11 protein-coding genes are annotated in these 13557 nt (G+C 54.6%); 5 read left to right on the top strand and 6 right to left on the bottom strand.

Going from position 1 to position 13557, the window contains the following annotated elements:
• Positions 1–126 precede the first annotated feature (126 nt).
• The gene (gene gyrA, locus BM181_RS05620; RefSeq protein ID WP_075442824.1) at positions 127–2556 is read left to right on the top strand and encodes a DNA gyrase subunit A; all 2430 of its coding nucleotides are present in this window, start codon (positions 127–129) and stop codon (positions 2554–2556) included.
• Between the two features lie 184 nt (positions 2557–2740).
• The gene (locus tag BM181_RS05615; RefSeq protein ID WP_075442823.1) at positions 2741–4720 is read left to right on the top strand and encodes a methyl-accepting chemotaxis protein; all 1980 of its coding nucleotides are present in this window, start codon (positions 2741–2743) and stop codon (positions 4718–4720) included.
• 81 nt (positions 4721–4801) lie between these two features.
• On the opposite strand, the gene BM181_RS05610 is transcribed toward BM181_RS05615, so the two are convergent.
• A complete protein-coding gene (locus BM181_RS05610) occupies positions 4802–6034 on the bottom strand; it encodes an NAD(P)-dependent malic enzyme (RefSeq protein WP_075442822.1) in 1233 nt (410 codons plus the stop codon).
• Between the two features lie 229 nt (positions 6035–6263).
• The gene (locus tag BM181_RS05605; RefSeq protein WP_075442821.1) at positions 6264–7526 is read right to left on the bottom strand and encodes an LCP family protein; all 1263 of its coding nucleotides are present in this window, start codon (positions 7524–7526) and stop codon (positions 6264–6266) included.
• A 549-nt stretch (positions 7527–8075) separates the two neighbouring features.
• Between BM181_RS05605 and BM181_RS05600 the strand changes: the two genes are divergently transcribed.
• The 3 genes from BM181_RS05600 to BM181_RS05590 all read left to right on the top strand — a co-directional run bounded on the left by BM181_RS05600 (position 8076) and on the right by BM181_RS05590 (position 9839).
• The gene (locus tag BM181_RS05600) at positions 8076–8756 is read left to right on the top strand and encodes an MgtC/SapB family protein (protein WP_173372145.1); all 681 of its coding nucleotides are present in this window, start codon (positions 8076–8078) and stop codon (positions 8754–8756) included.
• A 101-nt stretch (positions 8757–8857) separates the two neighbouring features.
• Positions 8858–9280, top strand: a complete 423-nt coding sequence (locus tag BM181_RS05595) for a cytidine deaminase (RefSeq protein WP_075442820.1) — start codon at positions 8858–8860, stop codon at positions 9278–9280.
• A 79-nt stretch (positions 9281–9359) separates the two neighbouring features.
• Positions 9360–9839, top strand: a complete 480-nt coding sequence (locus BM181_RS05590) for a hypothetical protein (RefSeq protein WP_075442819.1) — start codon at positions 9360–9362, stop codon at positions 9837–9839.
• A 57-nt stretch (positions 9840–9896) separates the two neighbouring features.
• On the opposite strand, the gene BM181_RS05585 is transcribed toward BM181_RS05590, so the two are convergent.
• From BM181_RS05585 to BM181_RS15525, 4 genes are read right to left on the bottom strand one after another with little or no spacing between them, the layout of a single operon-like run.
• Complete coding sequence (locus tag BM181_RS05585; RefSeq protein WP_075442818.1) at positions 9897–11789, bottom strand: PTS fructose transporter subunit IIABC; 1893 nt, start codon at positions 11787–11789, stop codon at positions 9897–9899.
• Positions 11790–11842: 53 nt separating this feature from the next.
• The gene (gene pfkB, locus BM181_RS05580) at positions 11843–12751 is read right to left on the bottom strand and encodes a 1-phosphofructokinase (protein WP_075442817.1); all 909 of its coding nucleotides are present in this window, start codon (positions 12749–12751) and stop codon (positions 11843–11845) included.
• 3 nt (positions 12752–12754) lie between these two features.
• Positions 12755–13150, bottom strand: a complete 396-nt coding sequence (locus tag BM181_RS15530; protein ID WP_256211307.1) for a DeoR/GlpR family DNA-binding transcription regulator — start codon at positions 13148–13150, stop codon at positions 12755–12757.
• Entirely contained in the window at positions 13141–13506 is a 366-nt protein-coding gene (locus BM181_RS15525; RefSeq protein ID WP_256211306.1) for a DeoR/GlpR family DNA-binding transcription regulator, read from the bottom strand. Before BM181_RS15525 ends, BM181_RS15530 begins: the two co-directional genes overlap by 10 nt.
• Positions 13507–13557 lie beyond the last annotated feature (51 nt).

Here is a 13557-nt window from a genome sequence, read left to right as displayed (position 1 = left end):
GAGTATTTGTTTGGATTTCCGGCCTTTTTATGGTAAAATATAAGTTACTGAAAAGTCTTTTTTAAGCCTTCCTCAGAGGGGAAGGCTTTTACTTTGTAAGCTAAGAATTTGTTTTGAGGTGAGATTGTGGATTTTGGTCAGGGAAAGATAGTCCCGGTCAATCTGGAACACGAGATGAAAAACTGCTACATCGACTATGCGATGAGCGTCATCGTCGCGCGTGCTTTGCCAGATGTCCGTGACGGCCTGAAGCCGGTACATCGCCGCATCCTTTATGCGATGCAGGAAGCCGGCATGGGTTCCAATAAACCGTACAAGAAGTCGGCGCGTATCGTCGGCGAAGTTCTCGGTAAATATCACCCGCATGGTGATTCCTCGGTCTATGATGCCATCGTGCGTATGGCACAGGATTTCTCGATGCGCTATATGCTCGCTGACGGCCACGGCAACTTCGGTTCGGTCGATGGCGACCCGGCGGCAGCAATGCGTTATACCGAGGTCCGTATGTCGAAGATTTCCGAGCTCATGCTGCAGGATATCGACAAGGACACGGTGGAGTTCGTGCCGAACTACGATGAGTCGATGAAGGAGCCGTCGGTGCTGCCGGCGAAGTTCCCGCAGCTTCTCGTGAATGGTACTTCGGGCATCGCCGTCGGCATGGCGACGAATATCCCGCCGCACAACATGAGTGAGGTCATTGATGGCACGCTGATGCTCATCGATAATCCGGATGCGACTGTCGATGAGCTCATGACGGTCATCAAGGGACCGGATTTCCCGACGGCTGGCCTTATCCTCGGCAAAGAGGGTATCCGCCAGGCGTACACGACGGGCCGCGGCATCATCAAGATGCGTGCCAATGCGCATATCGAGACGATGTCGAATGGCAAGCCGCGCATCATCGTGACGGAGCTGCCGTATCAGGTTAACAAGGCGCGTCTGGTCGAGAAGATCGCCCAGCTCGTCCGCGACAAGCAGATTGAGGGCATCACTGACCTGCGCGATGAGTCTGACCGCAATGGTATGCGTGTGGTCGTCGACCTGCGCAAGGACTCCAACCCGAATGTCATCCTGAATCAGCTCTACAAGCACACGCAGCTGCAGGAGAGCTTCGGTGTCATCATGCTGGCACTTGTCGACGGCAAGCCACAGGTCTTGAACCTCAAGCAGGTTCTGCACTATTACATCAAGCATCAGGAAGATGTAATCACCCGCCGGACGAAATACGAGCTGGCTAAGGCTGAGGCCCGTGCACATATCCTCGAAGGCTTGACGATTGCCCTCGATCATCTCGATGCGGTCATCACGACCATCCGCGAGAGCCGCACGGCGGATATCGCCCGCGAGGCTCTGATGTCGGGCTTCAAGCTCAGCGAGAAACAGGCTCAGGCCATCCTTGACCTGCGCTTGCAGCGCCTGACCGGTCTCGAGCGCGACAAGATCCAGGAGGAGTATCAGGAAGTCTTGAAAGCTATCGAGGAGTACAAGGCGATCCTCGCAGACGAGCAGCGTATCCTGGGCATCATCAAGGATGAGCTCACGGCTGTCAAAGAGAAATACGGCGACGAGCGCCGCACGAAACTCACGATTGATACGTCGGAGATCGATGTCGAAGACCTCATCGCTGAGGAAGATGTCGTCATCACGCTCACGCATAACAACTACATCAAACGCATCCCGCTCGATACCTATCGCCGCCAGAACCGCGGTGGCAAGGGCGTCAAGGGAATGGGAACGAAGGAAGAGGACTTCGTCGAGAACATGCTCATCACGACGACGCACCACACCATCCTGTTCTTCACGACGCGCGGACGCGTATATAACCTCAAGGCCTATGAGATCGCTGAGGCCAGCCGTCAGGCGAAGGGCACGGCAATTATCAATCTGCTGCAGCTTGAGCAGGGCGAGAAGATCACGGCCATCATCCAGGTCAAGGGCTTCGATCCGGAGCGTTTCTTGTTCATGGCAACGCGCAAGGGTATTGTCAAGAAGACGAGCTTGTCTGAGTTCAGCAACATCCGCAAAGTCGGCTTGATTGCTATCAATCTTGATGATGATGATGACCTTATCGGTGTCAAGTTCACCGATGGCGAGAGCTATCTGATGCTCGGCACGAAGGGCGGCAAGGCTATCGCATTCTCGGAGGATGATGTCCGTGCGATGGGCCGTACGGCCCGCGGCGTCAAGGGCATCAGCCTGGGCATGGGCGATGAGGTTGTCGGCATGGATATCCTCACGCACAATGCTGAGGTACTGACGGTCACCGAGGGCGGCTATGGCAAGCGCACGCCGACCGAGGAATACCGCAGCCAGACGCGCGGCGGCAAGGGCCTCATCAACATGAAGGTCACGGATAAGACCGGCTATGTCGTCGGCATCAAGGTTGTCCATCCGGAGCAGGAGCTCATGCTGATAACGACGGATGGTATCGTTATCCGCACGAATGTCGAGGATATCTCAGTCATCAGCCGCAATACGCAGGGCGTCAAGCTCATGAGTACGGCAGAAAATGACAAAGTCGCATCGATGGCTACGATGGATCAGAAGAATGATTGATTATAAGAATAGATGAGCAGAAAAATAGCAGGTTCCTAAGGGAACCTGTTATTTTTTTATACAAATCAAATGACGAATCTTCCTGTCAGGTGAAAAAGGATTTTCCGGTTGCTTGTCGAAGTATTGCCCATAGGGAAATTTTGTCCGTTATTGGATATGTGATAAGGAAGAGAGGTTGAGAACTATGGGAATAAGGCAGAAATTCTATGTATTGGCTGGTGTTATCGGTGCATTACTGGCGGTAGTATCTGTCATCGGTTTCTACATGGCGGATACGAATCTGGAAAAGGCAGTAGAACAGGAATTGACGGCAACGATGGGGGATGCTGCTTCGCAGATGGACGGATGGCTGCAGTCTAAGGGAGTATCGGCTCAGCATACGGCTGATTTATTGACAGAGTTCAATGGCGATGAAACCCGGACCAAGAGCATCGATTCGCTGGCTATCGGAGCTTCGGATAAGGAAATCCTCGATGTCAACGTGGGAATGGAAGATGGTTATTTTGCCTCTTACCGCACGCAGAATAAGAGTACAGGCACGCTCGATCCCCGTACCCGGCCTTGGTATAATGATGGCAAGAAGGCTGGGAAGATGGTCTTTACGGACCCGTATGTAGACAAGAATACGGGGAAATTAGTAGTTTCGGCGGTGGCTCCTTTCAAGAAGGATGGACAGTTTGCCGGTAACATTTGCACGGATATCGACTTGGCGGTAGTTGATGCCCAGGTCGATAAGCTCAAATACCATGGTGAGGCTGGCATGGCGGCGGTAGCAGATAAGAGCGGCATGATTCTGGGCATTGGCACGGATGAGGCTATTGGCTCCAAGTTCCAGGATTTGCCAGGGATTGGTACTCATTTTGAAGAAATGCAGAAAAATGGCAAAGGTGTCTTCGTCTTTGACAGTCCGCGCGATGGCAAGATGATTTGCGGATATACGGTGGTGCCAAGCACGGGCTGGCTGCTGGCCATGAGTGTTCCTTATAGCTATGTATTTGCTTCGGTTACGACACTCAAGACGGTATATGCCATCCTGACGGTGGTCGGACTTATCCTGGTACTAGGCGTATGCTTCCAGTTCGCTGGCCGTATTACGCGCCCGCTGGTGGCTCTTGAGGCACATGCAGCTGAGATGGCTAAGGGAAATCTCGGGCTCAAGCCGCTGCCCGTGGAAACGAGTGACGAGATTGGCTCGCTTACCGGCGCCTTCAATACGATGAAAGAGAATCTGCATGAATTAATCTCGCAGATGGCTTCGACGGCAGAGCAGGTGGCAGCATCCTCGGAGGAGCTGACGGCTAATGCCCAGCAGTCGGCAGATACCGCCGTGCATGTCGCTGAAACCGTAGGCGATGTCAGCACACAGGTAAATCAGCAGCTTGGCGAAGTGGAAAAGGCAAAAGAAAGCGTGGATGGCGTTTACCACGATATCGACATCATGTCGGAAAAGGCCGTGCAGGTAACGGTAGCTTCCACGCATACAGCAGAAGCGGCAAAACGTGGAGCTGACCTTATGGAAGAAGCCATCCGCAAGATGGGCTCTATCGAGAAGAGTGTTCTGGAGTCGGCTGCTGTGGTCAAGGCGTTGGGCGAGAATTCGCAGCAGATTGGCCAGATTGTCGAAGCGATTTCCTCAATTGCCCAGCAGACGAATCTCTTGTCGCTCAATGCAGCGATTGAGGCGGCTCGCGCTGGTGAGCAGGGCCGCGGTTTTGCTGTCGTGGCCGAAGAGGTAAGGAAGCTGGCGGCTGAATCGCAGGAGTCGGCTGAGCAGATTAAGGCACGTATCAGTTCGATCCAGCAGGATACGGCGCAGGCAGTTGAGTCTATGCAGAATGGCACGAATGAAGTGACACAGGGAACGAAAGCTATCCGTGATGTCGGCGAGCAGTTTGAGGATATCATGACGAAAGTCGATGATATCAATAAACAGATGGAACAGATCAACGATGCGGTCAGCAAAGTTTCGGCCGGTGCAGAGCAGATTGTCACGGCAGTGGATGCTATTGATAGTGTTAGCAATAAGACTTCGAACAGCACGCAGACGATTTCGGCTGCAACGGAACAGCAGTCGGCATCGAATGAGGAAATTGCTGCGGCATCGCAGGCTTTGTCGACGCTGGCTAGCAAGATGCAGGAGGCAGTAGGCAAGTTCAAGATTTGATTTCGGTTGAAAAGCAGAGAAAAGGCGTAGGCCGGAGCGGTTGCTCCAGGCATACGCCTTTTTTGCTTTGGTATTATTTGCTTATTGAGCCAGCAGCTGGCGCGTGTGCGCAGCAACCATAGCGGGGGTCATTTCCCGGTTGCGGGCGACGCCGGTTTGGCGGGCAGCATGGGCTACGGCGGCGGCAACTGCCGGTGCGACCTCGGGATTGAACGGGCTCGTGATGACGTGGTCTTCGTCGAGCTCCTCCGGCTTGATGAGGTCGGCAATCGCCTTGGCAGCGGCGACTTTCATGGCTTCGTTGATCTCGCTGGCGCGGACGTCGAGGGCGCCGCGGAAGATGCCCGGGAAGGCCAGGAGGTTGTTGACCTGGTTCGGGTAGTCGCTGCGGCCGGTGCAGACGATGCGGGCGCCAGCCTCCTTGGCCAGCTGGGGCAGGATTTCCGGTTCGGGGTTGGCCATGCCCATGACGATGGCATTGGGGTTCATCGTGCGTACCATATCCTGCGTGACGCAGCCAGCGACCGAGACGCCGATGAACACATCGGCCTTGCGGATGACCGATTCGAGGGGGCCGGCTTCGTTCTGCGGGTTGGTGATCTTGGCGATATCCTCCTTATATGGATTCATGCCGTTCGGACGGCCGGTGTAGATGGCACCGCGGGAGTCGCAGAGGATGATATTGCGGCCACCAGCACTGTACAGGAGACGCGTGATGGCCTGTCCGGCAGCACCTGCGCCATTGACGACGAATTTGGCATCGGCAAAGGTCTTGCCCGTGAGCTTGAAGGCATTGATGAGGGCCGAGACAACGACGATGGCCGTGCCGTGCTGGTCGTCGTGGAATACGGGGATGTCAAGGCTCTTCCGCAGGGCTTTTTCGATGTCGAAGCACTGCGGGGCCTTGATGTCTTCCAGATTGATGCCGCCAAAGGTCGGTGCCATGAGCTCGACAGCCTTGATGACCTCGAAGGGATCCTGGGTATCGAGACAGATGGGGACGGCGTCCACGCCGGCAAAACCTTTGAACAGGATGGCCTTGCCCTCCATGACCGGCAGGCCGGCACCCGCACCGATATTGCCAAGGCCGAGGACGGCCGAGCCGTTGGTCACGACGGCTACCATATTGCCCTTGGATGTGTAATCGTAGATCTTCTTTGGATCGTCCTTGATTTCGAGACAGGGGGCGGCAACGCCGGGAGAATAGGCAAGTGTGAGGTCGTCGGCGTTCTCCAGGGGAACCTTGCTCGTGACGGCAATCTTTCCCTGTGCTTGCTTATGTAAGGCTAAAGCCGCAGCATTTACATTACTCATGGTGATGACTTCCTTTCCCAATACTGTTACGTAAGAAATGTTACATTTTATAAATATATTTTGGTAATATTTTCGTAAAAGTGTAATCATACAGCTAGAATACATTATAGACGAATGCAGGATAATTACCAATACAGAATATTCATATCGCCATAGTTTTTGGCTATTTCGTAGCAGAAGAAAGAGGCTGACGCCAGCGTGGTTGCTGGTATCAGCCTCTTGGGATATGCTATTGCGTTTTTGCTGGCGCTGCGGAGCGGCTAGGTACGGAACGATCCGGAGCTGCCGGGGTGCTTTCGCGGCTGGAGCCAGTGTCATTGTCCGCCGCGTCGCGGCCCGAACGATTGTCGCTGGCAGAGGATTTGCTGCGCTTCTTCTCCTCGGCATTGTCTTCACGCTGCTCGCTGCGCTTCTTGGCCGTGCTGTCAGCAGCTTTGTGTTTCTTGGTGCTTTCTGTGCTGCGGCCGATGGAGGTATCGCTGGCGGGAACTTCGCTGGCATTCGCCGGAATGGAGTTCTCGTATTCGCGGGCATCCTGCTCCAGACGGTGGCGGACCTTGGCGCTCATCGTGACATCAAGGGTATCGGCGACCGTGGAACGCAGCTGCGTGAGGTCAGGGATCCAGTAACTGATGCCGTCGATATAGAGCGGGCGGCCCGGGACCATATCGGTCTTGAGACCGTTTTGCTTCGATTCCTTGAGCGTGCCGGCGAATTCGAGCAGCTGGCGGAAGCTCAGGTCGGTCTGGATGGAGTCCATGACCTCGCGGATGATGGTCGGGAGCTTCGGGATGATGGCCGGCGAGACCATCTTGTCAAGGCAAGCCTTGATGAAGTCCTGCTGGCGGCGGATGCGGCCGAGGTCGCCTTCCTCATCGCGGTAACGCACATAGGTGATTGCCTTGGCACCGTCCATGTGCTGCATGCCTGGCCTGAAATCGATGATGAGGCCGCCGTCATCGTCCCAAGGGTCCTCATAGTACATGCGCTTGGGCACGTCGATGTCGATGCCGCCGAGGGCATCGATGATCTTGGCGAAGGATTTCGTGTTGATGATGACATAGTGGTCGATATTGACGCCGAGCAGGTTCTCGACAGTATCCTGCGTCAGGCGCTCCTTGCCATAGGCATAGGCGGCATTGACTTTGTCAAAGCCATGTCCCTTGATTTTCACGCGGGTGTCGCGTGGGACAGAAAGCAGCGAGGCCTGGTTCTTCTTCGGATCGATCGAAGCAACCATGAGCGTGTCACTGCGGCCGACATCATCGTCGCGCTCGTCGACGCCCATGATCATGATGGTGGATTTGTCTTTGGCGGTCAGCAGTCCGTCGTCGATGGCATGTTCGATTGGCTTGTCGAGCAGGCTGCTGCTGGCAAAAAGGGCTCCGCCGATGGCGGCAGCGGCAAAACAAAAAAACAGAAGAAGCCAAGGCCAGATGCGGCGTTTCTTCTGTGCCCTCCGTGGAGGGATATTGGATTTTTGCAAAGTCATACCTTCTTTTCGTTTAGTTCCGTACAGGTGTTAAGCACTACATAGCTATTATAAAGAGATACGCGGCTTTGTGCAATTACAATTTTCATATCGCGCGTATATATATGAAATCTTACGCTTCCTTTCTGAAAAACGCGGGGAGAGCCGGTGATTTTGTCATGTTTATAGTAAATTTTAATTTTGGGGCTGAATTGCCAGTGTTTTGTAAACTGTGTTTTGGCGGGAAGCTTATCCACAGAATTTGGGGGTAAAATCGGGGGATAAAAGCACAAAATATGGAAAAAGGCAGGAAGAAAGACCTAATATATGGGGTTATCCACGGATTTATCCACAATATCCACAGAAAATGGGGATAAGGATACGAACATTATGAACAAGATGCTTATATATTATAGAAGGAAACTGAAAAGTTTTATGTGTGTTCGCTTTTGTTATCCACAGGTGTGGATTGTTTTGTGGATAACGAAAGACTGTTTGCTTATTTCTTAGCAGGAGATTCAAGCATAAATGACGAATATTATAGCGATTAACGGATAGGGAGATGAGAGCATGCTGACAGAGGGCGAATTGTTTTTACGGCTGGTCCTTTCCTGTGTGCTGGGCGGCATCATCGGCTATGAACGCCAGTCGCGCCGCAAGTCGGCTGGCCTGCGCACGAATGTGCTGGTCTGCTTGGGCGCTTGTCTCATCATGGTATTGTCGCAGGCGATGTACCAGCAGGTCGAGGGCTTGACGAACGCCGATCCGGCACGTCTGGCAGCACAGGTGGTGAGCGGCATTGGTTTCCTCGGTGCAGGTGCCATCATGAAGGAGGGCCTGACGGTCACAGGACTCACGACGGCAGCTTGCCTATGGGTAGTGGCTGGTGTCGGCTTGGCGGTCGGCGGCGGCTTCTATTCGGGGGCGCTCATCACGACGGCGCTGGTTTTTGTGACGCTCGGCAGCCTGTCACGGCTCGATGACTGGGTGGATCATGAGAAGAATCTGTCGCTGACCATCCATACGGTGGACAGGCCGGGACAACTCATGCGCATCAGCCGCTGCCTGGAGGACCTGCAGCTCAAGGTGCGTGGCGTCAAGGTCAAGGCGGATGAGGACGAGGCCGATGAGAAGGATGAACGCTGCATGTATATCGATTTTGAGATCTTCAACAAGCAGAGCGTCAAGAGTGTCATGATCGTCGATGCTGTGCGTCAGATCGATGGCGTGATCCGCGTCGATGTCGTCTGAAGGATTTTATTTTGCGCGCGAGAGGATTTTCGCCGTCCGGTGCGGAATAATATCCAAAGAGTAAATATACGGCTTTTCCAGTCAGAAGGAGAGGGTTTGGAATGAATACAGAAATCGTAGATACTATGGTGCGCGTTGCCATGCAGGCGATGGATAATGCGTATGTGCCTTATAGCAAAGCAGCTATCGGTGCCTGTGTACTGGCGAGCGATGGCACATTCTATACGGGATGCAACATTGAGAACGCCATCCCGCGCTTGTCGGTTTTTGCGGAAGAAGTAGCTATGTATCGCGCTATCGCTGATGGCAAGCGGGAATTCGACGGCATTGCTGTCATCGCGGATACGGAAAAGCCGTTCATCCCGAACGGTGCAGTCTGTCAGCTGCTGGCAGAGTTCAACGTGCAGGAGATCATCATGGCCAATATGCATGGCGTGCTCAAGACGGTGACGCTTGACGAGCTCATGCCCTATGCGCGGGAACTCATCGGCAATCCGATGCAGCTTGACGAAGAAGATTTTTGAATAGCCAGCCGCTCCTTCAGGAGCGGCTTTAAGTTTGCACCGGTTTTCGCCGATATATGGAGAAAGGGAGGTGCACAGCATGGCAGGTGTGAATATGGATTCCTTGCTGGTTCTGCAGAAACTGGCGGAGATGCAGAAGGATAAGAAGCGGCAGGATGATAAAAAGGACAGTGCCAGCGGCGAGGCTGCGGCAAGCTATAAGGATATCTGGGCGCAGGTCCGGCGGGAGCAGGAAGAGTGGGACAAGACGCTCAACGAGGTCGATATCACCCAGTACAAGCTCGCCCTGATGGACAGCTTCTGGTCGGACCGCCACGATGCGCAGAACTATCTGGCCAGCTATTATAAGCGGCAGAAGCGGGCCATCAACCAGCAGTCGCTGACGGAGATCACCCAGGATATCGCCTGGCTCAACCAGCTCAACAACGCTGGTATCCTGAACCCAGCCATTGGCACCGAGGCCTCCCAGCAGCTTGGCAAGGCGCTGACAGCAGCGCTGCAGACCTCGGTGATGGCCAGTATCCAGAATATGCAGCTCCAATCGCTTTGGGGCTTCTGACATACAAAAACAGCTCATCTTGCGATGAGCTGTTTTTGTTGTATGGAATTATTGCGATTATCCTTTGAGCGGCTTCTTGAGCACGGAGAGGATAGCACAGCCGACGATAGCGCCGACGAGGATAGCGACGAGGTACATGACCGGGTTGCCGATCGTCGGAACGACGAAGATACCGCCGTGCGGTGCACGCAGCGTGCAGTCAAAAGCCATGGTCAGAGCACCAGCCGTAGCGGAGCCGATAACCATCGACGGGATGACGCGCAGCGGGTCACCAGCTGCGAACGGGATAGCACCCTCGGTGATGAAGGAAAGGCCCATGACGTAGTTCGTCACACCAGCTTTGCGCTCGCTCTCGGTGAAGCGGTTCTTGAAGAACGTCGTGCAGAGAGCAATGGCGAGCGGCGGAACCATACCACCAGCCATGACAGCAGCCATGACGTGGAACTCGCCGGAAGCCAGCAGGCCAGTACCCGTTACATAAGCAGCCTTGTTGATCGGGCCACCCATGTCAACAGCCATCATACCGCCCATGACGATACCGAGCAGGATGCGGGCATTCGGGTCCATGTTCTTGAGGGTGTCCACCATCCAGGTGTTCAGAGCGCCGACCGGCGGAGCGATGACGAACATGCTGATGACACCGATGATCAGGATACCGAAGAACGGATAGAGCAGGACCGGCTTGATGCCGTCTAGGGATTCCGGCAGGCAGCTGAAGGCCTTCTTGAGGAAGTTCACAGCATAACCACCGACGAAACCAGCGACGAGAGCGCCGAGGAAGCCGGAACCCGTCGTGCCAGCCAGAGCACCGCCGACGAAACCGACAGCCAGACCCGGGCGGTCAGCAATGGACATGGAGATAAAGCCGGCGAGAACTGGCAGCATGAAGCCAAAGGCAGCGCCGCCGATATCCTTGAAGAATTTAGCCACCGGCGTGTTGGAGCCGAAGTTCTTCGGGTCGATGGAGTAATCATCGAGCAGGAAGGCGAGGGCAATCAGGATACCACCGCCGACAACGAAAGGCAGCATGTGGCTGACACCGTTCATGAGGTGCTTGTAGATCTGACGGCCGAGGCTCTCGCCTTCCACATCAGCAGCGCCCTCAGCAGCGTCGGAGCCGTTTGCCTGGTATACCGGGGCATTGCCCGAAAGCGCGCGGTCCAGGAGCTCATCGGCTTTGTTGATGCCGTCAGCAACCTTCGTGATGACGACGCGCTTGCCAGCGAAGCGGGCCATAGCGACGTTCTTGTCAGCAGCGACGATGATGCCGTCAGCAGCAGCAATCTCTTCATCCGTCAGGACGTTCTTGGCACCGCCGGAGCCGTTGGTCTCGACTTTGATGCTGATGCCGCGCTTCTTGGCATGCTGCTCAAGGCTCTCGGCAGCCATGAACGTGTGGGCGATACCCGTCGGGCAAGCCGTGACAGCGAGGACCTGGATGTGGTCAGCAGCCGGAGCAGCCGTCTCTTCTTCAGCAGCCGGAGCGACGAACTTGCCGTCTTCTTTGTCGTCAACGAGCTTGAGGAATTCTTCCTTCGTCTTAGCGGCGATCAGAGCCTCTTTGAAGTCCGGATCCATGATCATCGTAGCGAGCTTCGACAGGATGGCGAGGTGCTCATCATTGGCCGAATCCGGTGCAGCAATCATGAAGAACAAGCGGCTCGGGTTGCCATCCATGGACTCAAAGTCCATGCCAGATGGAACTGTCATGGCAGCAAGGCCAGCTGCTTTAACGCCTGCGCTCTTGGCATGCGGCGTGGCAATGCCATCACCGAGGCCCGTCGTGCCCGAAGCTTCGCGGGCAAAGACGTCTTTCGTGTACTGTTCCTTGTCGGACAGGTTGCCGCCAGCCTCCATGAGGTCAGCGAGCTGATTGATTGCAGCGGCTTTGTCAGCCGGAGCCGCACCCAGCAGGATGCTGTCGCTCTTGAGCAAATCAGTAATACGCATGGTATCTCTCCTTTTTGAATAATGTATAATGATTTTATGATACTAGCAAATGATTAGGCAATGGTGGCCAGCAGTGCTTCAACTTCCGGACGCGTAGCGAGGTTTTCGCTGAAGGCGGAAGCCGAGCCGGTGGCGACACCCATGTGGAAGGCTTTCTCGAAGTCGCCATTGGATTCCATGAAGCCCGTGATGAAGCCAGCTACCATCGAATCACCGGCGCCGACGGAGTTGATGAGCTTGCCTTTCGGTGCCGGGCATTTGTAGGACTTGCCCTCGGCCGTCAGCAGGATGGCACCGTCGCCAGCCATGGAGATCAGCACGTTCTGGGCACCTTTTTCCTGGAGTTTCTTGGCATAGGTGATGATTTCCTCATCCGTCGTGAGTTTCACGCCGAACATGTCACCGAGCTCGTGGTTATTCGGCTTGATGAGGAACGGATGATACTGCAGGACGTTCAGGAGCAGGTTCTTCTCGGCATCGACAACGATGCGGATGCCCTTGCCGTCAAGGCGGGCCATGATTTTCTGATAGATGTCATCCGGCAGGGTCTTCGGAATCGAGCCAGCCAGGACGAGGGTGTCGCCTTCCTGCAGCTTGTCGAGCTGTGCGAAAAGCTCTTCGCGCTTGGCTTCGCTGATGTCCGGGCCCTGACCGTTGATTTCGGTCTCGCAGTCAGCCTTGGCCTTGACGTTGATGCGCGAGAAGCCCTTCTCAAGCTGGACGAAGTCGCTCTTGACGCCGAAGTCCTTGAGCTGGTTCTTGATCTCTTCGCCCGTGAAGCCGGCGAGGAAACCGAGCGCCGTGCTCTCATGGCCGAGGTTCTGCAGGACGATGGACACGTTGATGCCCTTGCCGCCAGCCAGAACCTGTTCGTAGTTCACGCGGTTGATAGTGCCGGCAGTGAACTTGTCCAGGCGGACGATGTAGTCCAGCGATGGGTTGAATGTTACGGTGTAAATCATGAGTTATAAATCCCCCTCGATGATAGTAGTGTAGTCCCGATACTTCTTATCTTCCAGCTGGCCTGTGATGATTGAGGCACTGGAGATATTAGCAAAGGTAATAGGCGAAATTTTATTGAATTTCGACCGGTCGGCCAGGATGAACGCATGACTGCAGCGGGAAAGCGCTGCTCCTTTGATGATGCCTTCGCTCGAGTCTGGCGTAGAAAAACCGGATTTGGTGCTGATACCGTTGGTACCGAAGAATCCTTTCGTAAAGTTGTAAGCTTTCAGATTATTCAGTGCCTCTGTACCGACCACAGCTTCAGTGACGGCCTTGATTTCACCGCCGAGGATGAAGACCTTGAAACCCTTGGCAGCAAGACGGGCTGCATGGGAAATGCCGTTCGTTACATACACGGCACTGGTTTCACAGTCAAGAAGTCAATCATGCGCAAGGTGGTAGAACCGGCATCGATGTAGACGAAATCCCTGCGCTTGATGAGACTGGCTGCCTTGCGGGCAATGGCGATCTTTTCCTCAGGGTAAAGATCGCGCTTCGTCTTCATATCTTCCTCCGACGAGCTGTAATTGTTGTCGATGGAAGTAGCGCCGCCATAGACTTTGTAGAGGCGGCCGCTTTTGTGCAGCGCCGTTAAGTCGCGGCGGACCGTGGATTCCGAGGCATCGAGGGCCTTGGTCAGATCCAGTACGGTAACAGCCTTTTTCTCTTCGAGAATGCGGAGAATCGTTGCATAACGTTCTTCCGTAAGCATGGCTATCACTCCTTATTTCTTAATATAATACAACTAAAGTCCGCCAAAGTC

The sequence above is a fragment of the Pseudoselenomonas ruminantium genome, from assembly GCF_900113715.1.
GTDB lineage: Bacteria > Bacillota > Negativicutes > Selenomonadales > Selenomonadaceae > Selenomonas_A > Selenomonas_A caprae.
The sequence above is the reverse complement of the archived record's forward strand: the minus strand, read 5'-3'. Positions and strand labels throughout refer to the sequence as shown.